General features: G+C 65.5%; 25 protein-coding genes, 1 tRNA gene and 6 pseudogenes. 15 read left to right on the top strand and 17 right to left on the bottom strand.

The window, feature by feature from the left end:
• Positions 1-8 precede the first annotated feature (8 nt).
• From ATE59_RS00995 to ATE59_RS18105, 4 pseudogenes are all read left to right on the top strand, one after another.
• Positions 9-227 (top strand): annotated as a pseudogene (locus ATE59_RS00995) (phytanoyl-CoA dioxygenase family protein); the annotation flags it as partial.
• Between the two features lie 5 nt (positions 228-232).
• A pseudogene (locus tag ATE59_RS18110) lies at positions 233-445 on the top strand (ATPase, T2SS/T4P/T4SS family); the annotation flags it as partial.
• Positions 443-1,468: pseudogene (locus ATE59_RS00990) on the top strand (conjugal transfer protein TrbE); the annotation flags it as partial. The pseudogenes ATE59_RS18110 and ATE59_RS00990, both read left to right, overlap by 3 nt.
• Positions 1,459-1,593 (top strand): annotated as a pseudogene (locus ATE59_RS18105) (TrbI/VirB10 family protein); the annotation flags it as partial. The pseudogenes ATE59_RS00990 and ATE59_RS18105, both read left to right, overlap by 10 nt.
• On the opposite strand, the pseudogene ATE59_RS00985 reads toward ATE59_RS18105, so the two are convergent.
• The 3 genes and pseudogenes from ATE59_RS00985 to ATE59_RS00975 all read right to left on the bottom strand — a co-directional run.
• Positions 1,593-1,820, bottom strand: a pseudogene (locus tag ATE59_RS00985) (nucleotidyltransferase); the annotation flags it as partial. The pseudogenes ATE59_RS18105 and ATE59_RS00985 overlap by 1 nt on opposite strands.
• A gap of 65 nt (positions 1,821-1,885) precedes the next feature.
• Entirely contained in the window at positions 1,886-2,275 is a 390-nt protein-coding gene (locus ATE59_RS18355) for a DUF7146 domain-containing protein (RefSeq protein WP_443029272.1), read from the bottom strand.
• A gap of 465 nt (positions 2,276-2,740) precedes the next feature.
• Positions 2,741-4,312, bottom strand: coding sequence for a chromosome partitioning protein ParB (locus ATE59_RS00975; RefSeq protein ID WP_156416677.1), 1,572 nt, complete (start codon positions 4,310-4,312; stop codon positions 2,741-2,743).
• Here ATE59_RS00975 and ATE59_RS00970 point away from each other — a divergent pair.
• Both ATE59_RS00970 and ATE59_RS00965 read left to right on the top strand, forming a co-directional pair.
• Positions 4,287-4,691 carry an SOS response-associated peptidase family protein gene (locus ATE59_RS00970; RefSeq protein WP_156416676.1) on the top strand — a complete coding sequence of 135 codons (405 nt, stop codon included), beginning with the start codon at positions 4,287-4,289 and terminating at the stop codon, positions 4,689-4,691. The genes ATE59_RS00975 and ATE59_RS00970 overlap by 26 nt on opposite strands.
• Before the next feature lie 318 nt (positions 4,692-5,009).
• Complete coding sequence (locus tag ATE59_RS00965) at positions 5,010-5,273, top strand: hypothetical protein (protein WP_058810889.1); 264 nt, start codon at positions 5,010-5,012, stop codon at positions 5,271-5,273.
• A 4-nt stretch (positions 5,274-5,277) separates the two neighbouring features.
• Here the strand turns inward: ATE59_RS00965 and ATE59_RS17400 are convergent, their stop codons facing one another.
• The 3 genes from ATE59_RS17400 to ATE59_RS17690 form a co-directional block, all read right to left on the bottom strand.
• A complete protein-coding gene (locus tag ATE59_RS17400) occupies positions 5,278-6,528 on the bottom strand; it encodes an asparagine synthase-related protein (RefSeq protein WP_197409114.1) in 1,251 nt (416 codons plus the stop codon).
• Positions 6,529-6,650: 122 nt separating this feature from the next.
• Positions 6,651-7,292 carry a lasso peptide biosynthesis B2 protein gene (locus ATE59_RS00950; protein WP_082657244.1) on the bottom strand — a complete coding sequence of 214 codons (642 nt, stop codon included), beginning with the start codon at positions 7,290-7,292 and terminating at the stop codon, positions 6,651-6,653.
• A gap of 53 nt (positions 7,293-7,345) precedes the next feature.
• Positions 7,346-7,489, bottom strand: a complete 144-nt coding sequence (locus ATE59_RS17690; RefSeq protein WP_156416675.1) for a benenodin family lasso peptide — start codon at positions 7,487-7,489, stop codon at positions 7,346-7,348.
• A gap of 362 nt (positions 7,490-7,851) precedes the next feature.
• On the opposite strand from ATE59_RS17690, the gene ATE59_RS00945 reads away from it, so the two are divergent.
• A complete protein-coding gene (locus tag ATE59_RS00945; RefSeq protein WP_058810885.1) occupies positions 7,852-8,394 on the top strand; it encodes a ComF family protein in 543 nt (180 codons plus the stop codon).
• On the opposite strand, the gene ATE59_RS00940 is transcribed toward ATE59_RS00945, so the two are convergent.
• Positions 8,360-9,160 carry a DNA-processing protein DprA gene (locus ATE59_RS00940; protein WP_197409113.1) on the bottom strand — a complete coding sequence of 267 codons (801 nt, stop codon included), beginning with the start codon at positions 9,158-9,160 and terminating at the stop codon, positions 8,360-8,362. The genes ATE59_RS00945 and ATE59_RS00940 overlap by 35 nt on opposite strands.
• A 178-nt stretch (positions 9,161-9,338) precedes the next feature.
• Positions 9,339-9,415: transfer RNA gene (locus ATE59_RS00935), tRNA-Arg, on the bottom strand.
• A 398-nt stretch (positions 9,416-9,813) separates the two neighbouring features.
• On the opposite strand from ATE59_RS00935, the gene ATE59_RS00930 reads away from it, so the two are divergent.
• Positions 9,814-10,878: a YeiH family protein gene (locus ATE59_RS00930; RefSeq protein ID WP_058810884.1), complete on the top strand. Its 1,065-nt coding sequence runs from the start codon at positions 9,814-9,816 to the stop codon at positions 10,876-10,878.
• Positions 10,879-10,909: 31 nt separating this feature from the next.
• Here the strand turns inward: ATE59_RS00930 and ATE59_RS00925 are convergent, their stop codons facing one another.
• Together ATE59_RS00925 and ATE59_RS18295 are read right to left on the bottom strand one after the other, a co-directional pair.
• Complete coding sequence (locus tag ATE59_RS00925; RefSeq protein WP_231737173.1) at positions 10,910-11,452, bottom strand: hypothetical protein; 543 nt, start codon at positions 11,450-11,452, stop codon at positions 10,910-10,912.
• 159 nt (positions 11,453-11,611) lie between these two features.
• Positions 11,612-11,707, bottom strand: a pseudogene (locus ATE59_RS18295) (MJ0042-type zinc finger domain-containing protein); the annotation flags it as partial.
• A 205-nt stretch (positions 11,708-11,912) separates the two neighbouring features.
• On the opposite strand from ATE59_RS18295, the gene ftsE reads away from it, so the two are divergent.
• Genes ftsE through ATE59_RS00905 form a run of 4 tightly spaced genes read left to right on the top strand, consistent with a single transcriptional unit; the run spans position 11,913 to position 14,814 of the window.
• Positions 11,913-12,641 (top strand): cell division ATP-binding protein FtsE, encoded by a 729-nt coding sequence (gene ftsE / locus ATE59_RS00920; RefSeq protein ID WP_058810882.1) that lies wholly within the window; start codon positions 11,913-11,915, stop codon positions 12,639-12,641.
• 12 nt (positions 12,642-12,653) lie between these two features.
• Positions 12,654-13,559 (top strand): cell division protein FtsX, encoded by a 906-nt coding sequence (locus ATE59_RS00915; protein WP_058810881.1) that lies wholly within the window; start codon positions 12,654-12,656, stop codon positions 13,557-13,559.
• Positions 13,556-14,086 carry a YdcF family protein gene (locus tag ATE59_RS00910; protein ID WP_058810880.1) on the top strand — a complete coding sequence of 177 codons (531 nt, stop codon included), beginning with the start codon at positions 13,556-13,558 and terminating at the stop codon, positions 14,084-14,086. Before ATE59_RS00915 ends, ATE59_RS00910 begins: the two co-directional genes overlap by 4 nt.
• Complete coding sequence (locus ATE59_RS00905) at positions 14,083-14,814, top strand: lysophospholipid acyltransferase family protein (RefSeq protein ID WP_058810879.1); 732 nt, start codon at positions 14,083-14,085, stop codon at positions 14,812-14,814. Before ATE59_RS00910 ends, ATE59_RS00905 begins: the two co-directional genes overlap by 4 nt.
• A gap of 38 nt (positions 14,815-14,852) precedes the next feature.
• Here ATE59_RS00905 and ATE59_RS00900 read toward each other — a convergent pair whose 3' ends face one another.
• Both ATE59_RS00900 and hisC read right to left on the bottom strand, forming a co-directional pair.
• Complete coding sequence (locus ATE59_RS00900) at positions 14,853-15,761, bottom strand: prephenate/arogenate dehydrogenase family protein (RefSeq protein WP_058810878.1); 909 nt, start codon at positions 15,759-15,761, stop codon at positions 14,853-14,855.
• A 5-nt stretch (positions 15,762-15,766) separates the two neighbouring features.
• Complete coding sequence (hisC, locus tag ATE59_RS00895) at positions 15,767-16,885, bottom strand: histidinol-phosphate transaminase (protein ID WP_058810877.1); 1,119 nt, start codon at positions 16,883-16,885, stop codon at positions 15,767-15,769.
• A 79-nt stretch (positions 16,886-16,964) separates the two neighbouring features.
• On the opposite strand from hisC, the gene metX reads away from it, so the two are divergent.
• Together metX and metW are read left to right on the top strand one after the other, a co-directional pair.
• Complete coding sequence (gene metX / locus ATE59_RS00890; RefSeq protein WP_003042405.1) at positions 16,965-18,086, top strand: homoserine O-acetyltransferase MetX; 1,122 nt, start codon at positions 16,965-16,967, stop codon at positions 18,084-18,086.
• A 2-nt stretch (positions 18,087-18,088) separates the two neighbouring features.
• Positions 18,089-18,676 (top strand): methionine biosynthesis protein MetW, encoded by a 588-nt coding sequence (metW, locus tag ATE59_RS00885; RefSeq protein ID WP_003042398.1) that lies wholly within the window; start codon positions 18,089-18,091, stop codon positions 18,674-18,676.
• Positions 18,677-18,716: 40 nt separating this feature from the next.
• On the opposite strand, the gene ATE59_RS00880 is transcribed toward metW, so the two are convergent.
• Positions 18,717-19,229 (bottom strand): DUF1993 family protein, encoded by a 513-nt coding sequence (locus tag ATE59_RS00880; RefSeq protein ID WP_058810876.1) that lies wholly within the window; start codon positions 19,227-19,229, stop codon positions 18,717-18,719.
• A 112-nt stretch (positions 19,230-19,341) separates the two neighbouring features.
• Positions 19,342-20,007: a TetR/AcrR family transcriptional regulator gene (locus tag ATE59_RS00875; RefSeq protein ID WP_003042393.1), complete on the bottom strand. Its 666-nt coding sequence runs from the start codon at positions 20,005-20,007 to the stop codon at positions 19,342-19,344.
• A gap of 206 nt (positions 20,008-20,213) precedes the next feature.
• On the opposite strand from ATE59_RS00875, the gene ATE59_RS00870 reads away from it, so the two are divergent.
• Positions 20,214-22,556 (top strand): TonB-dependent receptor, encoded by a 2,343-nt coding sequence (locus ATE59_RS00870; protein WP_058810875.1) that lies wholly within the window; start codon positions 20,214-20,216, stop codon positions 22,554-22,556.
• A gap of 87 nt (positions 22,557-22,643) precedes the next feature.
• Here ATE59_RS00870 and ATE59_RS00865 read toward each other — a convergent pair whose 3' ends face one another.
• The 3 genes from ATE59_RS00865 to ATE59_RS00855 are packed head-to-tail and all read right to left on the bottom strand — an operon-like array spanning position 22,644 to position 25,941.
• Positions 22,644-23,762 (bottom strand): CaiB/BaiF CoA transferase family protein, encoded by a 1,119-nt coding sequence (locus tag ATE59_RS00865; RefSeq protein ID WP_058810874.1) that lies wholly within the window; start codon positions 23,760-23,762, stop codon positions 22,644-22,646.
• 19 nt (positions 23,763-23,781) lie between these two features.
• Entirely contained in the window at positions 23,782-24,984 is a 1,203-nt protein-coding gene (locus tag ATE59_RS00860; RefSeq protein ID WP_058810873.1) for an acyl-CoA dehydrogenase, read from the bottom strand.
• A gap of 45 nt (positions 24,985-25,029) precedes the next feature.
• Entirely contained in the window at positions 25,030-25,941 is a 912-nt protein-coding gene (locus tag ATE59_RS00855; RefSeq protein WP_058810872.1) for a mitofilin family membrane protein, read from the bottom strand.
• Position 25,942 lies beyond the last annotated feature (1 nt).

Genomic DNA, 25,942 nt, shown 5'->3' with positions numbered 1-25,942 from the left:
GCCGTGCGGCCTACCCGCCCGAGATCGCCAAGAACTTCCCGGTCGAACTTGCGGCCCTCGCCGGCTATGCCCAGCACCGCCCCAATCTCGGCAATTACGAAGGGCAATGCCCATCGATCCTGCTGCAGGACGAACGGCCTGCGCATATCGGAGCGATCGACGCGCTCCGTCCCGACCAGGCCGACGCCGTGTCCGAATTCGCTGCCGCGGAAAGGAACGGACAATGAGCCCTGGCGTCGCGTCGCTGTCCGATCTCGTGCGCTCCTCGCTGCGCCTTCGCCCGGACCGCATCCCGATCGGCGAGGTGCGCGGCGCCGAAGCGCTGGATCTCCTGAAAGCATGGGGCACCGGTCATCCTGGCGGCGTTGGCACGATCCACGCCGGCAGCGCGCTCGGCGCGCTCCGCCGCATGGAGCAACTGATCCAGGAGGCCGTGGTCACCGTACTCGACGAACTCAATCGGCAGGCCTTCGGCTATCGTTGGTCGTCGCGCGCCATCATGCTCGACAAGACCGATGCCACGAAGTTGCTCACCAAGATCCGGCGGCAATGGTTCGCGAAGCGCAAGTCGGTCGCCGCGATCCTCAAGGAGGTGATGACCAACGAGGCGTCGGTCCTGCTGGATACCGATGCCTCGAACAAGGCGGCCGACGCCGACCTGGCGCTGCAGGAACTTGGCGCCGACGAGGCCGGTATTGCCTATGTGACCGCGACGATCACCGTCTGGGATCGCGATCCAGCGGTTGCTGCCGAGAAGCTCCGCCTCGTCGAAAAGATCGTCCAGAGCCGTGACTTCACTTGCACGGTCGAAGGCGTGAACGCGCTCGAAGCCTGGTTCGGGAGCCTGCCCGGCCATGTCTATGCGAATGTGCGCCAACCCCCGGTGTCCACCCTCAATCTTGCCCACCTCATTCCTCTGTCAGCGGTGTGGGCGGGGGCGGAACGGGACGAGCATTTCGGCGAAGTCCCCTTGCTTTACGGCAAGACCGAAGGCTCGACCCCGTTCCGCCTAACTCTCCATGTCGGCGACGTCGGCCATATGCTCGTCGTCGGGCCGACCGGCGCCGGCAAGTCGGTGCTGCTCGCGTTGATGGCGCTCCAGTTTCGTCGGTATGCGGGCAGCCAGATCTTTGCCTTCGACTATGGCGGTTCGATCCGCGCCGCCGCGATGGCGATGGGCGGCGATTGGCAGGATCTCGGCGGCGCGCTCCATGAGGCCGGCAGCGCGGGATCGGTCGCACTCCAGCCGCTCGCGCGGATCGACGAGGCCGCCGAGCGGGCATGGGCTGCAGAGTGGCTCGCGGCGCTGCTCGCGGGCGAAGGCGTTGCGGTCGACCCGGCCGCGAAGGAGCATCTCTGGTCGGCGCTGACCTCGCTCGCGACCGCGCCGGTCGCCGAGCGCACGCTCACCGGCCTTGCGGTGCTGCTCCAGTCGCGGAGCCGTTCGAGAGCGCCGAGCGCCTTCATGCGCCTGCTTCGCCTTACATCCTCCAGGCCGGAAGCCTCATTCCGGCCGCGCTAATCACCGGGATCAGGTCCGACCTTCCCGGACAGGTCACGGCGCAGGTGACCCAGAATGTCTATGATAGCCCGATCAGGAGATCGAAATCCGAGCGATAGCCCTTGGCGGTGTGCGGCTCATCGACCCAGCCGCCGCGCGCATAGCTGCCGTACAAGATGATCTTGTCGATCCGGCCCTTCTTCTTCCAGCCCATCGTGCCGAGCGCGATCGCATCCTCGAATTCTTCGAAGATGATCGCCTTCACGCGCTCGAGCTCGCGCTGCTTGTTCGCCGGGAGATGATCGAGATCGGTTCGCATGACTGTTCTCACCTGTGTAATTTCGCTTGGCCGTTGGCAAGCGCCGTCAGATCCAAATCGACACCTCAGCCGGCCTCCTTGATCCGAAAATCCCAGACCGGGATGCCGAACGCCCGCGCCTTGTCGACGAGATTGTCCTGGATGCCGGTGCCCGAGAAAACGATCAGCCCGGTGGGCATCGCGTCGATCAGCCGCTCGTTGCGCTTGAACGGGGCAGCCTTCTTGTCGCGATTCCAGTCGGGGCGGAAGGCGACCTGCGGCACGCCGCGGGTACCGCGCGCCGCGAGATAGGCGGCGACCAACGTGTCACCGACAGGCTTCGCCGCCGCCCAGAGGCGCCGCGCCGCGACAGGCGTCCCCGCCGGCGTCTTGCGAGCACGCGGCGATCGAGAGCCGAACGACGTCGGCAATGGCAGGCTCAAAAACCGGCGGGCTTCGGCAAGCGTTTCGCGCATTGCGCCATGGCCGCACCTTGCAGCGATGATGTCGAGCAGGTCGCCATGCTCGCCGCTCGCCGCATCGGTCCATTTGCCGACCTGCGCCCGCGTGTCGCCTGCCGCCGACAGCAGGACATAGAGGCTGCGGCCCGGCGCATTGTGGACGTCGCCGACGAGCCAGTAGCGGCCTTCGCGGCGACCGTTCGAGAGATAGCGGCGGCAGACGGCCTCGGCGTTTTCGGCCAGCCGGCGCACGATGTCGGAAATGCTGTCCATGGGGGCTCCTCGGCGACGGACGCGGCGCAAGGCCGATCGTCCAGGATCGGCCCGCCCGCGCATACGGCGCCGACAGCCCCTGCCGGCAGAAGACCGGGGGATGCCACAATCGACGCGCCGATTTCAAGAAGATGCAGTAGCGACCGGCATGATGCCGTCCGCCCCCGCGCGAGTAAAACGGGGCGACCGAAGCCGCCCCGTTCGTCGTCATTCGGCCGCGACGGGCAATGTGTCCCAGTCGTCGTCGCCGTCGCCACCGTCCCGATCGACGGTCCCGTCCGCCTCGGTGCCGTCAGTGTCAGCCTCGGACGCGGCGACTTCGTTTTCGACGGCGTGGGTTTCCCGGACCAATACCTCGGCGGCCGACACGTCTTCAACAGGCGTCTCTTCGCCAGACTCCTGTTCGACCGGGGTGCGCAGCGGCTCGGGCAGCCAGTCCGATTGCTCGAGCAGCGTCTCCGCTTCGCGGACCATGTCGGGCTTCTTGAGATGATCGATCATACCCGCAAATTCCGCCCCGCGCGCTTCGGTGACATCGGCCAAAATGCGCGCCTTCGTGACATGGCGGAAATAGCCGTCACCGGTCGCACGCCATCCCGCCGCGATCGGGTCGAGCGCCACGACGCGCGCGAGGACATGGCTGTGGGCCACGCGGCCCGCGATGTCGCTGCGCGCGGACTGACCCGGGTCGATCTGCGCATTGACCGACAGCGACGCGCAATGGGCGAACAGGCTCGCCTGCTCGTTCGCGTCGAGCGCGATGAGCGCGTCCCACAGCTCGGCTTCGGCCTGCGGCAACCGCTCGCGCCATGCCGCATGCCGCGCATCGATCGACCGCGCCGGCCCACTGTCGCGAAGGCCTTCGGGCGGATTGGAGAAATAGACCTCCGCGACCCGCAGTCCGAGACAGGATGCGTGGCTGTGGCGATAGAAGAGCGACAGCACGAACGCGTGGAGGACGGCGCCGAACGCCAGCTGCGGATTTTGCGCGAAGGCATCCTGCAACGCGAGCGTCCGCCAGGCGGTGAGGTCGGCGACGAGACGATCGGGCAAAGGCTTGAGCCCTTCGTCTTCGACCGGCTCGACGTCGCCGCCGCGGGTTTCAACATGCGGAACGCCCGCATCGCCCTCGCCGTCATCGACCGGCCCCTCGCCTGCGGGATTTTGGTCGCCGTCGGCCTCCTCGTCGACCGGCTCGTCCTCGGGCCGCACGAAACCCCGATCGACGCGGATCGTTCCGTCATAATCGATCGACACGAATACCCCCGCTAAGCCGACTTCGGCCTCCTTGAAGATTTTCGGGCGATCAACCAGCGCGCCGATCTCAGCCTCGATTGCCTCGAGCCTCGCGTGAACCTCTTCGGGCACTTCGGGCTCCTCGGACCATTTATCCGATAGCGCATCGGCCTCGGCTTCGAGCGCGGCGACCCTGGCTTCTTCGTCCTCAGTCATCGCGACCTCGGTGCTTTCAAGCCAGCGCAAGCCCCGCGCCGCACCGTGGGGCAAATCGATCGTGGTCTGCACCCATCTCCAGCCTTCTTCACCAATGCGCTGGCCGATCGCCGTGAGCTTTTCGTCGACGAGCCGGTCGAGCAGCGGCGGATCGGTGAGCCAGCCGCCGTCATCGGCCTCGAACAGGTCGCGCACGATACTGCCGCCCGCCGCGACATAGGCATCGACGCTGACAAATCGGACCCGCTTGAAGCCGACGAGCAAGCCGAAGCCGGTGAACAATGCGCGCGACGACAAGCTGATGACCTTCTGGCGGACCTGGTTCACCAATCCCGCCCAGCGCTGCCTGATCCCGATCACAGCCTTCGCCGAGGCCGAAGGCGAGAAGGGCCGCATGACGCGCACTTGGCTCAGCGTCACCGACCAGCCGCTCGCCGCATGTGCAGGCCTCTGGCGACCGACCGACGAGTGGGGCGACTGCTATACGATGGTGATGGTCGATGCGACCGAGGAGCTTTTCGACATCCACGACCGCATGCCGGTCATCCTCCATGCAGCGGATCATGACGCGTGGCTGCACGCGCCCTCCGAAGAGGCCATGAAGCTGGTCGCCAAATATCCCGCCGAGCGGCTCGCGGTCGCACGCACTGACATCCCCTGGTTCAGCCGCAAACCGCCCGCCGCCGAGGCCCCGACGCTTCTGTAGCGCCGCTAAAAACACGACCCGCAGAGTTCGCCGGTCGCCGCCCAATCCGTGCCAAGAAATCGCGCCGCCCCGGCACGAAACAACTGCGAACATAACCTGTGTTAAATCAGGAAACCGTAGCGTTAACGGGGCCTTGACTCTCCTGCCGGGCGAGGTAGCTAGAGCTCCTCTTTTCAATCTTCGATGCGACCTAGAAGATTCGGGGAAGGGGGCGACTTTCGATGTGGCTCCTGTGATATCGAAAGCCGGAAGGGCCTCGTCGAAAGACGGGCCCTTTTTCGCATGTCCTACAATATCCGGCAGTGTCATGCTCCTGCCATGACCCGCGAATCGAAATGGAAAGGTCGCGCGATAGCGATTGAATTTTGGCTCCTCTCGGCCTTGGTCGCAGGATCGTTCATCGCCGGCCTCAATCGCTATGCCGTCATCCCGATCGTGATCGACGATGCGGCGCTTGCGACGCTGAAGGTCTCCGGCCGTTTTCATCTCAGCGAAACCGATAGCTTCGCCGCAAGGATCGCCAGCCTTTTCGACCTAAGGGTCGAACGGAAGGCAGACGCAATCCATCTTCGCCGCCGATAATTTTTCAGCCCGAGACTAAGGAGCCCCGTTTCGCTCCGTCAACGTAGAGTTCGATACCCTTCTGGCTGCGCATCAAATAAGCGACGTGAACGGTTTTACCCGGCAGCGCATCCTCGGGGGCCACGAGCCATGGATGGGCGGGGCCCTCCGCCTCGATTTCCGTCAGAATATCGTTAGCTATTCCCGCGCCATAATAGCGCGCAAGATGGATACCGCCGTTCCGCCGGTAACGATTCCAAGCATAGCGGAGGACCGTCATCCGGTCGGCACCCGTCACCAAGCATATGTCGCGAAGGGTATCACCAAGGCCAAGACGAGGTCCCTCGGCCAGGTAGCGGTCGAGAAACGGGACCGCGCTATGGATGCTGCAGAATATCCCGTCGCCTCCATTTCCGGAAAAATGAGCATCGATCGCAACTCCCTGCGACAGGCGGCCGTGGATCGCTTCGTTTGTCAGTTTTCCGATCGACGCGACCGGCCAAGGATGATGGGGCGACGGCGCGCGCGTCGCATCGACATCGTCGAGCTGCCGGGGCATCTCGTGCAAGTCGAGGCCAAGCGCTTCGGTCAACGAGCGGGCATATCTACGCTCGTCACCATCGGAGTCTGGCCCGAAGAGCGTTAGGCAGCTGAGTCGGCTTGCTCGTGCTGCCGCAGCCGCAGCCACGATTGACGAGTCGAGACCCCCTGAGACACCAAGCAGAATTGAGGGAAAGCATTCGGCCCAAGCGCCGACGCAGTCGGTGATTGTATCACGGAGACTGGCAGCAGCCTCGGGGAGGGCCATTTTTTGTGCCGGCGCGACATGGTGCCAAGGTGTCCACCAGCTTTCCGTCCTGATGTCGCTTTGGCCGACCACGAGACATTCACCCGCGATCAGTTCATCGACGCCTTCGATGCATGTGCGGCGACCTCGAGCGTCCCCGCTCGCCAGAAGTCTTGCCACCTCCCGAAAATCCACCCGGCCCGGCCCGGGCTTGGCGAGCTCGGTGATGTCACCAGCTATCGTTACAGCCGCGTCGCCGCACCAAACGTAGCAAGGCATGATTCCGGAAGGATCGCGCAAGACCAGGATCCGGCCATCGGCGCTTTCGTGAACCAGTACATAGCCGCCCCAATAGTCGGCAAGCAACCTGCGGCCGCGATCCGCCAGCAGCGTTTCGCTCCCGATCTCCTCCAGGCTTGTGACGCGCCGACTCGGAGTTCCCCGCCTGAAGAGATGGCCGATGAGGACGGTATGCTCATCGATCGCCACGTATGGCTCGCTCGCCCAAATCTGAAGATCGGCGCGCGCAAGCAGTCGCGGCCTCGTTGGCCTGCCACAATCAAAGGCCGATCCAGGCCGCCGCGGGACATGGATGTGGAACCCTCCGGCCATCAGATCGCGAAGATCGGCTGATAATGGAGGACGATATCGAGGGGGTCAGTCAGCACAGTATCGCCGACTTGCACCCAGCAATGCGCCGCGAAAGGCATGGTAACGCCGAAGACTAGGATCGATGCGCAACCATGCGCGAAGAGAAGCCGCTTCATCGCGATGCCGCGGGCGAGGCATTGATCGGCGGCGGGCAGATAGCGAGCAGCGCGCAAAAGGGCTGCGGTATGGCCCGCGCAAATTTCAGGATCGGCCGAAGCTGCGCCCGGAAAGTCTGAGTGTAGTCTGCCAATGAGGTGAGCGAGGTCATGTCGACGCAGGTCAAGCCTCGCCCGGATCTGCGCTGTCAGACTGGCGACCGTTGCACCAACGGTGCCTTGCGGCAGCGGGCCGTCGACGAGGCTCCGAGTGGCTGGACGAATTTGCTGTCCTAGAGGGCTAGCCGGGCGGCTCGCCGACGATATCAACCCTTCGCTTTGTAGCTGCTCGAAATCCCGTGCCGAGGCCTTTCCCGCCGCAAAGCGCTCGAAACTCTGCGCCTGGCTGCCGCTCAACATGAAATAGCGATCGCGCGGCAGGTCGAAGAACAGTATGATGTTTTCGAATTGGCGGAAATAGAGCCCGGGGCGTAGCATAAGGGTCATAGATGGGGACCTGACGGTCGGCGTGCCGCCAACCGGCGGCACGCCGCTCGCAGTTAGTCGTCGGGCGTGATGCCGCCCGAGAACAGGAAATGATCACCCGTGGCTTCGTCGCGCGGGCCAACCGGCTCGATTCCGCGGGTTTCGGCGCTGATCGCACCGAGTTCGATCAGTTCATCATTGGTATGCAGTTCCTTCATGGCAAGTTTCCTTTCCAAACAAGCGACCGGATGAGTCGCAATGAGAAAGTTATGCCTGCATGAAATCGGCCGCTATTTAATAATCTGATTATTATCGTCGGTCGGTTACTCAAAAAAAGGTGACCGAGCCAAGGAAACGTGCGTCGAGAGCTCGCACCGCCACCTTTAGCATACGCCTGGACATACGTGGCGGACCCCGGTCACTCGCCCGAGATAATTGTGGGCGTTCGCCCATTCTTGGACTTGGCAGTGCATTTCGCAACGCGAACTAGATCCGAATATGGATGCTTTTGCTTACGCAACGCTGTCGTGTGGCGCCGTCATTGCTTTGCCAAGGGCGGCAAATCGGCTAGTTTTGCCAGATGGAAATCCGTCATGAACATCTGGAAGGCGAAGATATCGCCCTGTTCGGAGATTATCGGCCTTGGTGGTATCACAAGGAGCAAGGCGGCGACGGATCAAATTATCCGCTTCACAGTAGTCGCATACTCGATCTCAAAGATGGCAACGCCCGAGGAATCGACTATTTCTGCGAGTATATCGCGCCGCGTATGAAGCACTATCCTTTTGTGGCGGCCGTGCCGTCGCATGACCCGGGAAATTCGTCATCAGGAATCCGGGTGCTCGCTGCCAAATTGGAAGCGGCTGGCGATTGCAAGGATGTGAGTAACCTGCTGGTGCGACATACGAAAATCCAGAAGCTGGCTGCGGGCGGCAACCGCAGTATCGATGTACACTTGGGTTCTATTGCAGTGGCTGACCCGCAGGCAATCAAGGACCAACGTGTCCTGATGATCGATGACGTCTTGACGACGGGCTATTCCCTGCTCGCCTGCCGAAAACTGTTGCTCGCGGCCGGAGCCGATTTCGTCAAATGCGCGGCGCTTGGCCGGACGACGTATTGAGCCGATCGAGTACATCTTCGATGTGCTCGAGGATGACGCACTTTTCATAAGGAAGAAACCGTTCCGGCCATGAGAGGCGCGTATCCTCCACGACCGACTTGGCGATGAACAACCAGCGACCGAGGCGCTGGCATTCGGCACTTTGATGAAGCGTGCCAGAGGTGTCAGAGGCTTCGATTACCACCGTCGCGTCCGACACTGCAGCCATCAGCCGATTACGTTCGGGAAAGTTGGATTTGAATGTGCGCACGCCGGCCGGAAACTGCGAGATGAGCAGGTGGTCCTGGTATATTTGTTCCTGGAGTGCGGCATTCTTCGCCGGATAGGCCTTGTTGATCGGCGTACCGATGACGGCCGCAACGCGGCCACCGGCCCTGATGGCGGCAGTCAGCGCCTCGGTATCGACACCTTCCGCAAGGCCCGAGACAACCGCGACGCCTGCCGAAGCCAGCCCTTTTGCCAGCTTTCGCGCACGCGCTGCACCTTCGGGCGACACCTTGCGGGTTCCGACAATCGCGACAGCCGGCGCCGTCAGGAAATCCAGATTACCTGAGTAAAAGATATCCTTCGACCGGTCAGGCTCGCTGCTTCCGAACATGAGGTCGAGTTGCTTCGTTTCAAATGGCGCGCCGCCGCGCCCCGCGAGGATATCCGCGAGATTCGCGCGTTTAACGTCTTCGGGCGGCCTGTAAGACACCGACAACTCGCTTTGGGTGTGCCTCGTCGAACCCCGATCCGAACGCTGATGCATGAGCGGCACGTTCATAACCTGCAAAAACTACAGGATTCAGCCATTAGATTCAAGCGGTTAGGCGAAAGACAAAATGACTCGAAATCAGCGGCTTAGCTGCTTGACCAACGGGGTCGCGCCTCGCCGCCGCTGAAACCGACACCGCCCTAGACGGACCGAATGATGCCGCCGAGGAAATGACATTGGTGGCGGATGGCGCACCCGACAGGATTCGAACCTGTGACCTTCGCCTTCGGAGGGCGACACTCTATCCAGCTGAGCTACGGGTGCTTCGGGGCGGTGCCTAGCCGGTCGAACGGGCATCGGTCAACGGATTCGATGCGGAGGCCTGCCGGAGCACACCCTACGCTGCCATTTTACCTCTCTCGCTGTGATACTACACAGTATGCTTACGCGCTGCTTACGCGAGCGAAACTCACCAATGGGCTGAGTGCACTTCCACTGGGAAATCACTGCAATTTCAGAGATTTATATTGGCGTCTACACGGAGCAAAAGGGCTTGACCCCTGCCTTCGGAGGGCAGCGCTCTATCCAGCTGAGCTACGGGTGCCGGTAGAGCGCGGCCTCTAGCAAGAGCTTCGCTTGCCAGCAATGGCCTATCGACCGCGCGGCGCGGATATGCGAAGCGGCGTCGGGGTCGCGATGCGGCGGCCGGTGCGGGGACGGTGATGGCGGATACGAACCAGGGCTGGCCGATGGCCGCCGATCTTTATGGCGAACTGCAACTCGAAACGACGCCGCCGGCCGCGCGGCGGTGGCACGATTATTTCCCCGGCGCCTTTGCGACCGCGATCGCGGCGCTCGCCGCTGCGTGGCTCGCCGATCATTATGGCGCCCCGCTTGTTCTGATGGGGCTGCTCATCGGCCTCGCGATGAGTTTTCTGTCGCAGGACAAGCGCACCCACGCCGGGCTCGACCTGATGTCGCAGACCGCGCTGCGGATCGGCATTGTCCTCGTCGGCGCGCGGATCACCGCCGAACAGCTCGTCGAACTGGGGCCGCTGCCCTTTGCGCTGCTCGTCGTCATCATGCTCGCGGTCATCCTGATCACCGTCGCGAGCGCGCGACTGTTCCGGCAGGACAGTCACGCCGCGCTGCTCGCGGGCGGCGCGACCGCCATCTGCGGCGCGTCGGCGGCGCTCGCGCTCTATTCGCTGATCGGTGACAAGCGCGTCGACCAAGCGCGCTTCACGCTGACGCTGGTCGGCATCACGGTCGCGAGCGCGCTGGCCATGTCGCTCTATCCCATTCTCGCCGCCGAAATCGGTCTGACCGACACGCAGGCCGGCTTTCTGATCGGCGCGTCGATCCATGACGTCGCGCAGGCGATCGGCGGCGGCTTTTCCTTTTCGCCGCAAGCGGGAGAGGTCGCGACGATCGTCAAGCTGACCCGTGTCGCGCTGCTCGCCCCGATGCTGATGCTCGTCGCCATGTGGCTCGGCCGCGCCGGCGACGCGCCCGCCGGAAAGCGCAAGATCCCGCTGCGCCTGCCGTGGTTCATCACCGGCTTTCTGCTGATCGCCGCGATCAATTCGATCGTCGCGATTCCGAAACCGGTGCAGGGCGCGGCGGCGACCGGGGCGCAGGCGCTGCTATTGCTCGCGATCGTCGCGACGGCGATGAAGGCACGGCTTGCGCTGCTGCTCGATCAGGGGTGGCGCAGCTTCGCGCCGATCATCGTCGCGACGCTGACCAGCTTTCTGCTGTCGCTTGCCGCCGCCGTCAGCTTGTGACGCCGTGACGTCACGGCGGTGTAGCTGAGGCTCAGCCTTTCGGGAGCGCCCAGCTGACGGTCAATTGCGTCGCGCGGCGCGGAATGTCGAGCTTCGCCTCGCTGAAATTGACCTTTTCGTTCGGCGGCAGCATCCGCACCGGCGGCTTGATCGTCCAGCTATAGACGATCGTCCCCTGCGCATCGCGCAGTTCGGCGAGGATCGGCGGCACGCGCTGTTCGCGATCGGTCGGGTTGATGATGACCCCGCTCGCCGCGAAATAGATGGTGCCGTCGGGCAGTTCGCGGTGATCCTGATTGGGCGGCAGCTCGATCACCAGATCGGGTTCGTCGGCCATCCCCGGAATGCCTAGACCCTGCGCCCAGCCGGGCAGGCCGAACCAGTACAACGCCCCGGTCGCGCCGATCATCAGCAGCGCGGCGGCAGCGGCAATCATCGTCCAGCGCTTGGCGGGATTGCGCCGGGCGCGGCGGAAGGGCAGCGGCGGCTCGGCCTCGCTGGCCGGAATGACGCGCGGCTCGGCCTCGGTCACCGCAAAGGCCTGCGGCGGCGGCGGCGCGGACTCTTCGACCACGGGCGGCGCGGCCGGTTCGCGATCGACTGCGGGCGGGGCGGATACAGACGAGGGGGCGGACGGCGCGGGCTCGGGCGCCGAAACCGGCTCCGGGTCCGGCGGCGCTGCAGGCACGGGCGCCGCCGGGGCCGCTGCAGCGGGTTCTTGGAACCAGCTATGACGGCAACTGGCACAGCGCACCGTTCGGCCATTGGGTCCGATCGCCGTGTCGGGGACGACATAGCGCGTATGGCAGGACGGGCAGGACAGGATCATGGGGTCTCTCTAAACACGCTGATTCGCGGTGTTGCAAGCGCCGCGTGCGCCGGGTGTGCCGGCAAGGCATGGCGGGCGCCGGTCGAAAAGCCGACGCTTGGCGCTTGTCCTCGCGAAACAGCCGTGCGACAGGCAGCGACATGAGCGGCGGGGCTCCCCTTTTCGACCGGCACCAAGGCGCATCGCGGCGCGCGATGGTGGCGTCATGACGGCGACCGCCCCCGGCCGACCCGGCGGCGCAATGGTCGAATTCGACGGCGTCGGCCTGCGCTACGGGCCCGATGCCGAGACTTTGTCCGACATCAGTTTCAACCTTCAGCCCGGCAGCTTCTATTTCCTGACCGGCGCGTCGGGCGCGGGCAAGACCTCGCTGCTCAAGATGCTTTACCTCGCGCAGCGGCCGAGCCGCGGCATCGTGCGCCTGTTCGGCGAGGATCTGGGGACGATGCCGCGCCAGCGCCTGCCCGGCTTTCGCCGCCGCATCGGCGTCGTATTCCAGGACTTCCGGCTGATCCCGCATTTGAGCGCGCGCGACAATATCGCGCTGCCGCTGCGCATCGCCGGGGTCAGCGAGGAGGATCTGTCGGGCCCGGTGGGCGAGATGCTGAGCTGGATCGGGCTGAGCGAACGCGCGCACGCCTTTCCCCCGACGCTGTCGGGCGGCGAGCAACAGCGGGTCGCGATCGCGCGCGCGGTGATCGCCCGCCCGCAACTGCTCGTCGCCGACGAACCGACGGGTAACGTCGATCCCGAGATGGCAATGCGCCTGCTGGGCTTGTTCGAGGCGCTCAACCGCCTCGGCACCACGGTCGTCGTCGCGACCCACGACATCCACCTGATCAGCCGCATCGACAATGCCCAGATGATGCGGCTCGAAAAGGGGCGGCTGTCCGATCCCACCGGCGCGCTGCGCTATCCGCCGAACCGCGCCTAGGATGGAAGGCCGATGATCTTCGCGCGCGTTCCCGTCCAGCATCGCCGCCTGCTTCCCGATCGCCGCCTGTCGGGCCCGACACCGTGGGTCATCGCGATCCTGATGATGCTCACCCTGCTGGCCGCCGCGGGCGGCGTCGGCCTTGCGCGGTCGGCGGATGCGATCGGCGAGGCAATTGCGGGGCGCGTCACGGTGCAGATCGTTACCGCCAATCCCGTGCTGCGCGCAGAGCAGGCGGCGGCGCTGCGCCGCGCGGCGGCTGCACAACCGTTCGTGCGATCGGCGCGCGCGGTCAATCCGGCCGAGTTGCAGGCGACGCTCGGCCAATGGTTCGGCACCGCCGACGGCGACGATCCGGTGCTGCGCTCGCTGCCGATGCCGGCGCTCGTCGATGTCGATTTCGTCGGCGAGGATCGGTCGGGCCATATGGGCCAGTTGCGTGCGCTCGTCGCCCGCGAGGCACCGGGCGCGCGCGTCATCCCGCATGCCGATTGGCTCGGCCCCGTCGCGCGGTTGATCCGCTCGCTCGCCTGGATCGCGGGCGGTCTCGTTATCCTGATGACGCTCGCCAGCGCCGCGGTGGTCATCATGACGGCACGTGCCGCGCTGGGCACCCATTATGCGACGATCGAGATGCTGCACCTGATCGGCGCGACCGACCAGCAGATCGCCCGCCTGTTCCAGCGCCGCATCACGATCGATACGGCTTATGGTGTCGCGCTCGGTACCGCGGTGGCCGCCGCCATCCTGCTGCTGATCGGCTGGCAATGGTCGCGCGTGACATCGGGACTTGCCGCGACCGCGTCGCTCGGGCCGATCGGCTGGGCGCTCTTGCTGGCGCTGCCGCTATTGGCTATCGCGCTCGCGGCACTGACGGCGCGGCAGACCCTGCTCGCCGCGCTCAAGAAGATTTTATGATCAAACGGCTGATCTCTCTCCTGTTCCTGGCCTGGGTGCTGGGCTTCGCGTGGTTCGCGCTGCTCTTGCCGCTGCCCGCGGGCGACCAGACGACCGACGCGATCGTCGTGCTGACCGGCGGCCCCGGCCGGATCGACCGCGGGCTGGAACTGCTCGAGGCGGGGCGCGCCAAGCGGCTCCTGATCAGCGGCGTCGCGCGCGAAGTGAAGCCGAAGGAACTCGCTGCCGAATATAAACGACCGCAAAAGCTGTTCGATTGCTGTGTCGCGCTGGGCTTCGAAGCCGAGGATACACGCTCGAACGCGACCGAGGTCGCGAGCTGGGTTGCGCGGCGCAACTACAAGAGCGTCCGGCTTGTCACCACCGACTGGCACATGCGCCGCGCCGAATATGAACTCGGCCGCGCGATGGACAAGAAGGTGACGATCCTTCCCGATGCGGTGCGCAGCCAGCCGAGCTTTTCGACGCTGTTTCGCGAATATCACAAATATCTGGCCGGTCTGGCGGGCGGCCTGCTCGGGCTGTGAGCTATGCCGTCGCCCTCGTGCGTTCGATCCTGTTCTGGATCGCCTTCGTCCTGATGAGCAGCATCTGCTCGATCGGCGCGATCGTCACGCTGCCGATCTCGCACCATGCGACGCGCGGGTTCGTGCGCGCCTGGGCGAAGTTCCATCGGCTGATCTGCCGCTTCATCCTGGGGCACCGCGTGATCGTCGAGGGCGAGATGCCCGACATCCCCGTCCTCTATGTCTTCAAGCATGAGGGCGCGTTCGAGACGATCGAACAGCCGATGCTGTTCAAATGGCCCGCGGTCTTCGCCAAGGAACAATTATTCTCGATCCCCGTCTGGGGACAGGCGGCGCGCTTTTACGGGCTGATCCCGGTCGACCGCGACGGCGGCGGCAAGGCGATGCGCGCGATGCTGAACGCGGCCAAGGCGGCGCTTGCGATCGGTCGCCCGCTTGTGCTGTTCGCCGAAGGCACGCGCGTGCCGCACGGCAAGGCGCCACCGCTGCGGTCGGGCTTCGCGGGTGTCTATCGCATGCTGGGCGTCCCCGTGATTCCCGTCGCCGTCAACAGCGGCATCGCCTATCCGCCGCACCGCTGGGTCAAATGGCCGGGCACCATCACCTATCGCATCGGCGACACCATCCCCGCCGGCCTGCCGCGCGAGGAAGCCGAAGAACGCGTCTGGCGCGCGATCAACGCGCTCAACCCGCCCGAAGCGCTGCTGGAAAAGCCGGCCGAGCAATAGGAATAACGGTCGTCGCCCCGCCTTCGCGGGGGCGACGGTCAGTGTTTGCGCCCGAAATCGGGGGCTGCATCGTCCTGCCCCTGCTCGATGATCGAACGGCGGATCGCCCGCGTCCGCGTGAACCAGTCTTCGAGCCGGTCGCCGTCGCCGCGGCGGATCGCCTGCTGGAGCGCCGTCAGATCCTCGTTGAAGCGCTGCAGCGTCGCGAGCACCGCGTCGCGGTTCGCAAGGAACACGTCGCGCCACATCACCGGGTCACTCGCCGCGATGCGCGTGAAATCGCGAAAACCGCCCGCCGAATATTTGATGACCTCGCTCTCGGTCACTTCCTCCAGCTCGCTGGCGGTGCCGACGATCGTATAGGCGATCAGGTGCGGCAGATGGCTTGTCACCGCCAGCACCATGTCGTGATGCGCCGCGTCCATCGTCTCGACCTTCGCGCCGAGCGCCTGCCACAGTCCCGTCACCGCGGCGACCGCATCGGCGGGCGCGTCCGGCGCCGGGGTGACGATGCACCAGCGACCATCGAACAGCGTCGCAAAGCCCGCGGCCGGGCCGCTGTTCTCGGTTCCCGCGACGGGATGGGCGGGCACGACGACATGGCCGGGCAGTGCAGCGCGCAGCGCGGCGCCGACCCCTGCCTTCGACGATCCGACGTCCGAAATGATCGCGTGCGCGGACAGGCCCGGCGCGATCGCCGCGGCGGCCTCCGCCATACGCCCCACCGGCACCGCCAGAATCACCAGATCGGCGCCCTCCACCGCCTCCGCCGCATCGTCGCTCACCGCGTCGCAAAAGCCGAGCGCCCGCGCTTCGGCGCGGACATCGGGATCGGCATCATGGCCGGTCACCGCCACATCGGGCAGCTTCGCCTTGAGCGCGCGCGCCACCGACGATCCGATCAGGCCCAGCCCGACGATCGCAACCCGCCCGATCGCGCGCGCCATGCCGGTCAGCCCGCGGCGATCGCGGCGCGGATCGCCGCCGCGAGCCCGCGCGTCTCGTCTTCGGTGCCGATCGTCATGCGCAGCGCCTGCGGGATGCCCTGTCCGGGCAGCCAGCGGACGATATAGCCCGCCTCCATCAGCCGGTTGTAGACCGTCTCGGCACTGATCGCGCCTTCGAACAGCACGAGCAGGAAATTGGTCGCCGACGGGACGATACGCAGCCCGTGGTTACCCAGGCTTTCGATCTCGCCCGCCAGCCAGGCGCGCCATTTCGCATTATGCGCGCGGCTGCGCGCGACGAAATCATCATCGGCCAGCGCCGCGACCGCCGCCGCCTGTCCGGCGCGCGTGACGTTGAAGGGCAGGCGAATACGGTGCAGCGCCGAAATCACTTCGGCGCTCGCATAGCCCCAGCCGATCCGCTCGGCCGCCAGCCCGTGGATCTTGGAAAAGGTGCGCGTGACGAAGACATTGGGCGCTTTTTTCGCCAGTTCGAGGCCGCCATCATCCTGATCGGCATCCAGATATTCGGCATAGGCCTGGTCGATCACGAACAGCAGGTCGCCGGGCAGGCCGGCGTGGATACGCGCGACCTCTTCCTTCGTCGCGAGCGTCCCGGTCGGATTGTTCGGATTGGCGAGATAGACGACGCGGGTCTTGTCGGTCACCGCGGCGAGCAGCGCATCGACATCGGTCGCATAGTCGCGATCGTCGGCTTCGACCGGCACCGCGCCAACCCGCCGGGCCGCAATCTCGTATACCGAGAACCCGTAGCGGACATACAGGATTTCGTCGCCTTCGCCGGCATAGACGCCGGCCGCGAGGTGAAGCAGTTCGTCCGACCCGTTGCCGCAGATGACGCGCGCCGGATCGAGCCCGAACTTCGCCGCGATCGCCGCGCGCAGCACGTCGGCGCCCGGATCGGGATAGCGCGAGAGCGCGTCGGCGGCGGCCTGCGACGCCCGAAAGGCTTCGCGCGCCTTGTCGCCGGTGCCGAGCGGATTTTCATTCGCCGAAAGCTTGATCAGCGGCCGGCCGTCGGCGCCCGCCGACTTGCCGGGCACATAGGGGGCGATGCCGCTGATCCACGGCTTGGGGGCGAGGGTTTTGCTGTCACCGGTCATGCGGCGCCGTTTAACGGCTGTGCGCGCCGAGTCCAGTACGTTGACAGCCTTCGCGCACCGGCCTAGCGCCCCGGAAAGCATGGCGAGCCTCCTCCACCAGATCCGGCACCAGAGCGTGACGATCGACCGGCCCCTGCCGCTCGACAGCGGCCAGGCGTTGCCGTCGGTGACGATCGCCTATCAAAGCTATGGCACGCTCAATGCCGACCGGTCGAACGCGGTGCTCGTCTGCCACGCGCTGACCGGCGACCAATATGTCGCGAGCGACCACCCGGCGACGGGCAAGCCGGGCTGGTGGGCGCGCATGGTCGGCCCCGGCAAGCCCGTCGACACCGACCGCTATTTCGTCCTTTGCGCCAACGTCCTCGGCAGTTGCATGGGGACGAGCGGGCCGGCGACCCCCGATGCGGCCACCGGCGCACCGCTCGGCATGGCCTTTCCCGTCATCACGATCGCCGACATGGTACGCGCGCAGGCGATGCTGCTCGACCATCTGGGGATTGCGCGGCTTCATGCCGTCATCGGCGGATCGATGGGCGGAATGCAGACGCTCGGCTGGGCCGCGGCCTATCCCGAGCGGCTGGCGTCCGCGGTGGTGATCGCAAGCGCCGCGCGCCATTCGGCGCAGAATATCGCCTTTCACGAGGTGGGGCGGCAGGCGATCATGGCCGATCCCGACTGGCAGGACGGCCAATATTACGGCAGCGACCGCGCCCCGACCAAAGGGCTGTCGGTCGCGCGCATGGCGGCGCACATCACCTATTTGTCCGAAGCCGGGCTGACCGAAAAATTCGGCCGCCGGCTGCAGGCGCGCGATGCCAAGAGCTTCGGCTTCGACGCCGATTTCCAGGTCGAATCCTATCTGCGCCATCAGGGGCTGGCCTTTACCGACCGCTTTGACGCCAACGCCTATCTCTACATCACGCGCGCGATGGACTATTTCGACCTCGCCGAACCGTACGATGGGCGGCTCGCCGGCGCATTCGCCAAGGCGCGCGACGTGCGCTTCACGCTCGTCAGCTTCGATACCGACTGGCTCTATCCGACCAGCGAATCGCGCCGCGTCGTCCAGGCGCTGCAAAGCGTCGGCGCGGCGGCAAGCTTCGTCGAACTGTCGGCACCGTTCGGCCACGACAGCTTCCTGCTCGACGTCCCGGCGCTCGACCGCCTCGTCGCCGGTGCGCTGCGGAACGGCGGCTGAGCATGGCGCTGCGTCCCGACCTTGCGATCATCGCCGGCGCGGTGCCGGCGGCCACCCGCGTCCTTGACGTCGGCTGCGGCGACGGCGACCTGATCGCGGCGCTCCGCGACAAGGGCGTCGATGCGCGCGGACTCGAAATCGATGCGGCCAACGTCACCGCGGCGATCGCGCGCGGCCAATCGGTGGTGCAGGGCGATGCGAACCACGACCTTGCCGATTATCCCGACGATGCGTTCGATTATGCGATCCTGTCGCAGACGCTGCAGACGACCGAGCGCCCCGACCGCGTCATTGCCGAACTGCTGCGCATCGCCCCGCGCGCCTTCGTCAGCTTTCCCAATTTCGCGCATTGGCGCGTGCGGCTCGCGCTCTTGTGGAACGGGCGGATGCCGGTGACGCGCCTGCTGCCCGTCGCATGGTATGAAACGCCGAACATCCACCATGTCACCGTCGCCGATTTTCGCGACCTGGTGCGCGCACGCGGGATCGGCGTCGAGGCGGCTTGGTATCTGTCGGGCGACAAGCCGACCAGCGCCGCCGCCGCAACCTGGCGCGCCGAACATGCGATCTTCCTGATCTCGCGCGTCTGAGCCGCGAAGGCGCGGCATCAAGAAGCCCGGGACATTCTTTCTATTCCGCTGTCGATGCCCTGTAGCGCGCCATATGGGGTATGAAATCCATCTTTCCGATGACCAAACCCGCATTGCGCAGCAAGGCATAGGCCATCGTGACATGAAAGTAGAAGTTCGGAAGGATCCAGTCGCGGATGTCTTCCTCCGCCGACATCAGGAAGCGCACGCCATTGGGCAAGGTCAGGTCGACGAGGGCATCGGCGTCGGCCCATTCGGCAGGGCCGGTTTGTTCGACCAGCAAGCGAATCGCAGAAATTCGTTGGCGCACCTCGGCGAGCGACCGGTAGGCTACCTCTTCGAGCGGTAGCGCCTGTCCGCCGACTTGATTGAGCGCCAACACCACCTGATTGAGGGCAACTCGGAACTGCAGTTCGAGCGGAAACATGTCGTCGGTCAATTTGTCCGCGAGCACGTCATCGGACACTCCGGCATCGATGGCCTTGCCGGCGAGGTGATCGAGCGTGCCCAGCATGTTGGCGAAGGTCATCCGGGCGGATTGCGCGTAAGTCATGACGATCCTTTATGGCGAACGGTGCCAGACGCTAGAACATCGGCGCGGGCCGTCAATCGCAACGCCCGGCAATGTCATTGTTTTCGGCGAATATTGCCGTCGCCAGTCCGCATCAATCCTTCTTCCTGAGCCCGTTCGCCAGCATGTCGTTGGCGATCCGGGCGACGTCGGCGATGTCGGCGCTTTCGTCCCACAGGCCATAGCGCATTCCCAGAAAGACGTTCATGCCGGCGATGGCCCAGGCGTGGACCTCGCCCGCATCGGCGCGGATTTCACCGCGCGCCGCGCCATTTTCCAGCCGCTGGCGCATGCGTTCGACCGTGGTTTCATAGTGGCGGCGATAGCTGGCGTAATCGACGAATTCGGCCTCGTCGATGATGCGATAGATTTCCTTGTGCTCGCGCACGAAGCGCAGGAAGGATTCAAGGCCGACGCGTTCGGCGGCGATTTCGTCGGGCGCCGCCTGCACCAGCGGGGTGACATGGTCGCGGAGTTGCTCGCTCATATAGCGGACGAGCGCCTGGAAGATTTCCTCTTTCGAATCGAAATAGGTGTAGAAGCTGCCCAGCGCGGTTCCGGCGCGGCGCGTGATGCCGCTGATCGACGCGTCGTGAAACCCGCGCTCGCCGAATTCGATCGCCGCGGCGTCGAGCAGCTTGCGCAGCGTGCGCCGCCCGCGTTCGGTGCGCGGCGCCTTGTCGGGATTGCCCGGCGCCGCCGTATCGACGGGGCCTGCGCCCCCTTCGCCCGGTGGTGCCGATGATCGCGGCTGATCCATCTTGTGCCTTCCCTCTCCGCCCCGAAAGTCCGGCGGCCCCCTTGCGTGGCCTTTTTGCATCACCGGAGGGCAAAATATAGCCTTCACAACTTCCAAGTTGAAACTTGGTTCAGGTTTCATTATTGGGTGCGGCGCGGCTTGGCAAGGACCGGCCCAAAAAAACGCAAAGGGTGACGAGGGGTCACCCGTCACATGGGAGACACATCATGCGTTCCTTCGCTCGCCCGCTGCGTCGCGCCGTTCTGGCCTCGACCGCGCTCTCGATGATCGCTTTCACCCCTGCTGCCTTCGCTCAGGACGAAGGCGCCAGCTCTGCCGACGACAGCGCCGAAATCATCGTCACCGCCCGTCGGCGCGACGAACGGCTGATCGACGTTCCCGTGGCGGTCACCGCCATTTCAGGCGAAGCGCTTGAAACGCGCGGCGCGATCGACATCACCGATGTCGCGAACATGACGCCGAACACCACGCTCGAAAATTCGCGCGGGACCAATTCGACGCTCACCGCCTTCATCCGCGGCGTCGGCCAGCAGGACCCGGTCCCCGGCTTCGAAGCGGGCATCGGCATCTACCTTGACGACGTCTATCTCAACCGCCCGCAGGCAGCGGTGCTCGACATCTACGACGTCGAGCGGATCGAGGTGCTGCGCGGCCCGCAGGGCACGCTCTATGGCCGCAACACCATCGGCGGTGCGGTCAAATATGTGACGCGCGCGCTCAACCCCGATTCGCCCGAACTGCGCATCCGCGGCACCTATGGCAGCTATAATCAGGCCGATCTGGTCGTCACCGCCAGTGTGCCGATCAACGACATGCTCCGCGTCGGCGGGTCGGTCGCGCGCCTGTCGCGCGGCGGCTTCGGCGACAATCTCAACATCCCCGGCCTCGAAAACTACAACAAGGATGTGTGGGCCGGCCGCGGCACGCTGGAATTCGGCGGCAATGGTGCGCCGGTGCTTATCCGCATCTCGGGCGACTATACCCACGACAAATCATCGCCGCGCAACGGCCACCGCCTGATCCCGGGCCTCTTTTCGGGCGCGCCGGTGCTCGACAATGTCTATGACACCCGCGCCGGGCTCAACGATCCGAAGCAGGACGTCCGGGCCTATGGCCTGGCGATGAATGTCACGGCAAATCTCACCGATACGCTGACGCTGCGTTCGATCAGCGCGTGGCGCAAGGACCGCAGCTTCACCCCGATCGACTTCGACTCGCTGCCGTCGGTCGACGTCGACGTGCCCGCGGTCTACCGCAACGAGCAAATCAGCCAGGAATTCCAGCTGCTCTATGAAGGCGACAAGCTGAAGGGCCTCCTCGGCTTCTATTATCTCGATGCGCAGGCCGCGACGTCGTTCGACGTGTTGCTCGGCCTGACGGGCGCCGCGCTGCCGCCGGCGTTCGGCGGGCCGCTGCCCGGCCTCAACGGCTATACGGCGGGCGACGTGCGGACCAAGACCTGGTCGGTGTTCGGCGATTTCACCTATGATTTCACCGATCAGCTCAGCCTGTCGGTCGGCGGTCGCTACACGAGCGACAATCGCAACGCCTTTGTCTACAAGGCGAACCGCATCACCGGCCTGTCGCCGGAGTTCGGCGGCACGCTGACCCCGATCGCCATCGCGGTGGCGACCAATTTCCGCGGCGAGCGCACCTTCAAGGAATTCACCCCGCGCGCCTCGCTGAGCTTCAAGCCCAATGCGGACAATATGGTCTATGCCTCCTATTCGAAGGGCTTCAAGGGCGGTGGTTTCGATCCGCGCGGTTCGGGCACCTCGGCGCCGATCAGCAACCCGTCGGCGGGCCGCACCTATGACGATATCTACAACTTCCTCGCCTTCGACCCCGAAAAGGTCGACAGCTATGAAATCGGCTACAAGGGATCGCTGCTCGATCGCCGCCTGACGCTCAGCCTCGCCGGTTTCTACATGGACTATAAAGATGTGCAGATTCCGGGGTCGGTCGGCTGCCTCGTCGGCGGGGTGCAGAGCTTCTGCGGCATCACCACCAACGCCGCCAAGGCGCGCCTCCAGGGGGTAGAGGCCGAAACCAATGCAGTGCTTGCGCGCGATTTTGCCGGCGCCGGTTCGGCCATCCGCTTCAACGGATCGCTCGGCTATATCGACGCCAAGTACAAGCGCTTCATCGGCCCCACCGGCACCGATGTCTCCAATATCCGGACCTTCCAGAACACGCCGAAATGGACGGTGTCGGGCACGCTCGCCGCAGGCATTCCGGCGATGGGCGGCAATATCGACGTGTCGACGACGCTGTCCTACCGCAGCCTGACGCACCAGTTCGAAGTGCCGATCCCCGCGCTCGACCAGCCGGGCTACACGCTGTGGGATGCCAGCCTCGTCTGGACCGCGGACAGCGGCAATTATTCGATCGGCCTCCATGGCAAGAATCTGACCGACAAGCGCTACATCACGTCGGGCTACAATTATCAGAATGCGGCGGGCGCCTCGACGCTCGGCCTCGAAGGCATTTTGACCGCCTTCTACGGCAACCCGCGCCAGGTCTTCGTCACCGGCACGGTCAAATTCTGACCTGCCGACGAACAGCCAAAACAAACGGAAAGGGGCGCCCGCTGCGGCGCCCCTTTTCTTTTGGTCGCCGGACAGAGGCTCGGCGGCTCAGGGCAGCGGCGGCGCGCCGGTGGCGGCAACCATGCGTTCGCCATCGATCACGATCGGACTCGCCACGCCGTCGATAAAGGCGCCGTCGGGCCGGATGCGCATGCCGCGCGCCATGACCTGCGGATCGGCGAACACCGCCGCCAGATCGTTGATCGGCCCCGCCGGAACGCCCTCGGCTTCGAGCGCGAGCGACAAAGGCTGCGCGTCCCAGGTCGCGATCCTTGCGGCGAGCAGCGGAATGAGCGCGGCGCGATTGGCGAGCCGCGCCGCATTGGTCACGAAGCGCGGGTCTTCGGCCCATTCGGGTGCGCCGAGGATCGCGCACAGCTTGCGATACTGGCTGTCATTGCCCACCGCGATGACGAGCTGACCGTCGGCGGTCGCGAACAGCTGATAGGGCACGACATTGACATGGGCATTGCCCATCCGCTTGGGCGCGACGCCGCTCGCCAGATAATTGGCGGCCTGATTGGCGAGCACCGCGACCTGGCTGTCGAGCAGTGCCATATCGACATGCGCGCCCGCCCCCGTGGCGTCACGACGCCGCAGCGCCGCCAATATGCCCACGGTCGCATACATGCCGGTGAAGATGTCGGCATAGGCGATCCCCGCCTTTTGCGGCGGCCCGTCGGGTTCACCGGTCAGCGACATGAAGCCGCTCATCGCCTGGACGATGAAATCGTAACCGGCGCGGTGCGCATAGGGGCCGGTCTGGCCGAAGCCGGTGATCGAACAGACGATCAGACGCGGGAAATCGGCGCGCAGCGTCGCAGGGTCGAGCGCATATTTGACGAGTCCGCCGACCTTGTAATTTTCGATGACGACATCGGCTTCGGCGATCAGCGCGCGCACCGCCGCCTGCCCCTCGGCGGTCGCGATGTCGATGGCGACGCTGCGCTTGCCGCGATTGCAGCTGTGATAATAAGCGGCGCCCAGATTTTCGCCCGCCGCGCCGGTGACGAAGGGCGGCCCCCATTGGCGCGTATCGTCGCCAGCGCCGGGGCGCTCGACCTTGACCACCTCGGCGCCGAGGTCGGCGAGCAACTGCCCGCTCCACGGCCCCGCGAGCACGCGCGCCAGTTCGACGACGCGCAGTCCCGCGAGGGGCTTGGCCACCGGCGCCGGCGACGATGCCTCAGGCAAAGGCGCTGATGCCGGTGATCGCACGGCCGAGGATCAGCGCGTGGACGTCATGCGTGCCTTCATAGGTGTTGACGGTTTCCAGATTCACCGCGTGGCGGATCACATGATAATCGGCCGAGATGCCGTTGCCGCCGTGCATGTCGCGCGCCACCCGCGCGATATCGAGCGCCTTGCCGCAATTGTTGCGCTTGAGGAAGCTGATCATGTCAGGCGCGAGATGCCCTTCGTCGATCAGCCGGCCGACGCGCAGCGCCGCCTGGGTGCCGAGCGCGATTTCGGTGAGCATATTGGCAAGTTTCAGCTGGACGATCTGGTTCGCCGCCAGCGGGCGCCCGAACTGCTTGCGGTCGAGCGTATAATTGCGCGCCGCCTCATAGCAGAATTCGGCCGCGCCCATCGCGCCCCAGCCGATGCCGTAGCGCGCGCGGTTGAGGCAGCCGAACGGCCCCTTCAGCCCCGAGACATGCGGCAGCAGCGCGTCTTCGCCGACTTCGACCCCGTCCATCACGATCTCGCCGGTGATCGACGCGCGCAAGCTGACCTTGCCCTCGATCTTCGGTGCCGACAGGCCCTTCATGCCCTTTTCGAGGATGAAGCCGCGGATCGCGCGGTCGTGCGCGTCGGACTTCGCCCACACGACGAAGACGTCGGCGATCGGCGAATTGGTGATCCACATCTTCGCGCCCTTGATCCGGTATCCGCCCGCGATCTTCTCGGCGCGCGTGCGCATCCCGGCGGGGTCGCTGCCGGCGTCGGGTTCGGTCAGGCCGAAGCAGCCGACAAGCTCGCCCGAGGCGAGGCCGGGCAGGAAGCGCATCTTCTGCTCTTCGCTGCCATAGGCATTGATCGGGTGCATCACGAGCGAGCTTTGCACCGAACAGGCCGAGCGATAGCCCGAATCGACGCGCTCGACTTCGCGCGCGATCAGGCCGTAGCTCACATAATTGAGCCCCGCGCCGCCATATTTGGGGTCGATCGTCGCGCCGAGCAGGCCGAGCGCGCCCATTTCCGACATGATCTCGCGGTCGAAGCGTTCGTCGAGAAAAGCCGAGGTGACGCGGGGCAACAGCTCGCCGGTCGCATAGGCGCGCGCCGCATCGCGGACCATCCGCTCCTCTTCCGAAAGCTGCGCGTCGAGCGCGAGAGGATCGAACGGGTCGAGCGCTTCGATGCGCTGCGGATCGGCGAGGGCCATGGGTCAGCTTTCTTCAAAAGCGCGGACCCGTCGATACAGGCCCGCTCAGGAGGTCGGATCGCCCGGCTTGCGGGCCATCGCGGCGGTCGGTCCGTCGCGCGGCTCCAATATCGCCGCGGTCTCGATCAGGTCAAGCGCGCGCCGCGCCTCATGATAGCGGCGCGCCGCGATCAGCCAGTCCTTCGCTTCGGCGGCGCCGGGCATCGCCTGCACCTCCTCGATCGCCTTGTCGACCTGCCCGCCCGCCAGATAGCGGCGCGCGCGATCGAGCCGTTCGGATGCACGCGGCGACTGGGTGCCCGCCGGACGCACGACGAACAATTCGCTGACCTCGCGGCGCAAGCCGGTCCAGAAGCTGCCGCCGCCGTCGCTGCGACCGACGAGTTCGGGCGCCAGCGCGTCGAGTTCGGCGCGCAACTGCTCCAGCGTCACCGGATCGCGCGACGTATCGATGATCGTCTTGACCGCATTGGGCTGGTCGTCGCCGAAGCGCAGGCGCAGCTGCGCCTCGAGATAGCCGAGCGGCAGACCGCGATCGAGCGCACGGCGCACCGCGAAGGCGACCAGCAGCCCTTCGGCGCGCGAGGCATTGCCCGACGCCGACGCCGCTTCGAGATTGAGGCGCGACAGCCGCTGTTCCAGCTCGGCCACGCGCGCCGCCAGCGCGTTCGCGCCATCGACAGGCGCGACGACCAGCGCTGGCTGCCCGCTCTGCCCCGCATCGGGTGCCGCTCCAGCGGACGCCGCACCCGGCGCGGTGCCGGTCGCGGGGACATCGGCGACCTTGGCGACCGGCGGCACATCCTTGCCGGTCAGCAGTCGGCTCATCGCCCAGCCGCCGCCGACGATCCCGACCACGAGCAGCGCGAGCGCCGCAATTATCAACGTCCGGAACGATAGCCCCCTGCTGCGGACGCCATCGTCCATACGCACGGGTTTGTCGTTTTCGATTGCCATA

Source organism: Sphingopyxis sp. A083, from assembly GCF_001468495.1.
Taxonomy (GTDB): domain Bacteria; phylum Pseudomonadota; class Alphaproteobacteria; order Sphingomonadales; family Sphingomonadaceae; genus Sphingopyxis; species Sphingopyxis terrae.
The sequence above is the reverse complement of the archived record's forward strand: the minus strand, read 5'-3'. Positions and strand labels throughout refer to the sequence as shown.

Excerpts from the sequence above, each read along its gene's own strand:
- ATE59_RS00860 (WP_058810873.1), bottom strand. The coding sequence starts at position 24,984 with ATGGCCCTCGCCGATCCGCAGCGCATCGAAGCGCTCGACCCGTTCGAT.
- hisC (WP_058810877.1), bottom strand. The coding sequence starts at position 16,885 with ATGACCGGTGACAGCAAAACCCTCGCCCCCAAGCCGTGGATCAGCGGC.
- ATE59_RS00930 (WP_058810884.1), top strand. The coding sequence starts at position 9,814 with ATGGCGGATACGAACCAGGGCTGGCCGATGGCCGCCGATCTTTATGGC.
- ATE59_RS00880 (WP_058810876.1), bottom strand. The coding sequence starts at position 19,229 with ATGACTTACGCGCAATCCGCCCGGATGACCTTCGCCAACATGCTGGGC.
- ATE59_RS00870 (WP_058810875.1), top strand. The coding sequence starts at position 20,214 with ATGCGTTCCTTCGCTCGCCCGCTGCGTCGCGCCGTTCTGGCCTCGACC.
- ATE59_RS00855 (WP_058810872.1), bottom strand. The coding sequence starts at position 25,941 with ATGGCAATCGAAAACGACAAACCCGTGCGTATGGACGATGGCGTCCGC.
- ATE59_RS00875 (WP_003042393.1), bottom strand. The coding sequence starts at position 20,007 with ATGGATCAGCCGCGATCATCGGCACCACCGGGCGAAGGGGGCGCAGGC.
- ATE59_RS00940 (WP_197409113.1), bottom strand. The coding sequence starts at position 9,160 with ATGAACGTGCCGCTCATGCATCAGCGTTCGGATCGGGGTTCGACGAGG.
- ATE59_RS00900 (WP_058810878.1), bottom strand. The coding sequence starts at position 15,761 with ATGGCGCGCGCGATCGGGCGGGTTGCGATCGTCGGGCTGGGCCTGATC.
- metW (WP_003042398.1), top strand. The coding sequence starts at position 18,089 with ATGGCGCTGCGTCCCGACCTTGCGATCATCGCCGGCGCGGTGCCGGCG.
- ATE59_RS17690 (WP_156416675.1), bottom strand. The coding sequence starts at position 7,489 with ATGAAGGAACTGCATACCAATGATGAACTGATCGAACTCGGTGCGATC.
- ATE59_RS00915 (WP_058810881.1), top strand. The coding sequence starts at position 12,654 with ATGATCTTCGCGCGCGTTCCCGTCCAGCATCGCCGCCTGCTTCCCGAT.
- ATE59_RS00910 (WP_058810880.1), top strand. The coding sequence starts at position 13,556 with ATGATCAAACGGCTGATCTCTCTCCTGTTCCTGGCCTGGGTGCTGGGC.
- ATE59_RS00970 (WP_156416676.1), top strand. The coding sequence starts at position 4,287 with ATGACCTTCTGGCGGACCTGGTTCACCAATCCCGCCCAGCGCTGCCTG.
- ATE59_RS00965 (WP_058810889.1), top strand. The coding sequence starts at position 5,010 with ATGACCCGCGAATCGAAATGGAAAGGTCGCGCGATAGCGATTGAATTT.
- ATE59_RS00945 (WP_058810885.1), top strand. The coding sequence starts at position 7,852 with ATGGAAATCCGTCATGAACATCTGGAAGGCGAAGATATCGCCCTGTTC.
- ftsE (WP_058810882.1), top strand. The coding sequence starts at position 11,913 with ATGACGGCGACCGCCCCCGGCCGACCCGGCGGCGCAATGGTCGAATTC.
- ATE59_RS18355 (WP_443029272.1), bottom strand. The coding sequence starts at position 2,275 with ATGCGCGAAACGCTTGCCGAAGCCCGCCGGTTTTTGAGCCTGCCATTG.
- ATE59_RS00950 (WP_082657244.1), bottom strand. The coding sequence starts at position 7,292 with ATGACCCTTATGCTACGCCCCGGGCTCTATTTCCGCCAATTCGAAAAC.
- metX (WP_003042405.1), top strand. The coding sequence starts at position 16,965 with ATGGCGAGCCTCCTCCACCAGATCCGGCACCAGAGCGTGACGATCGAC.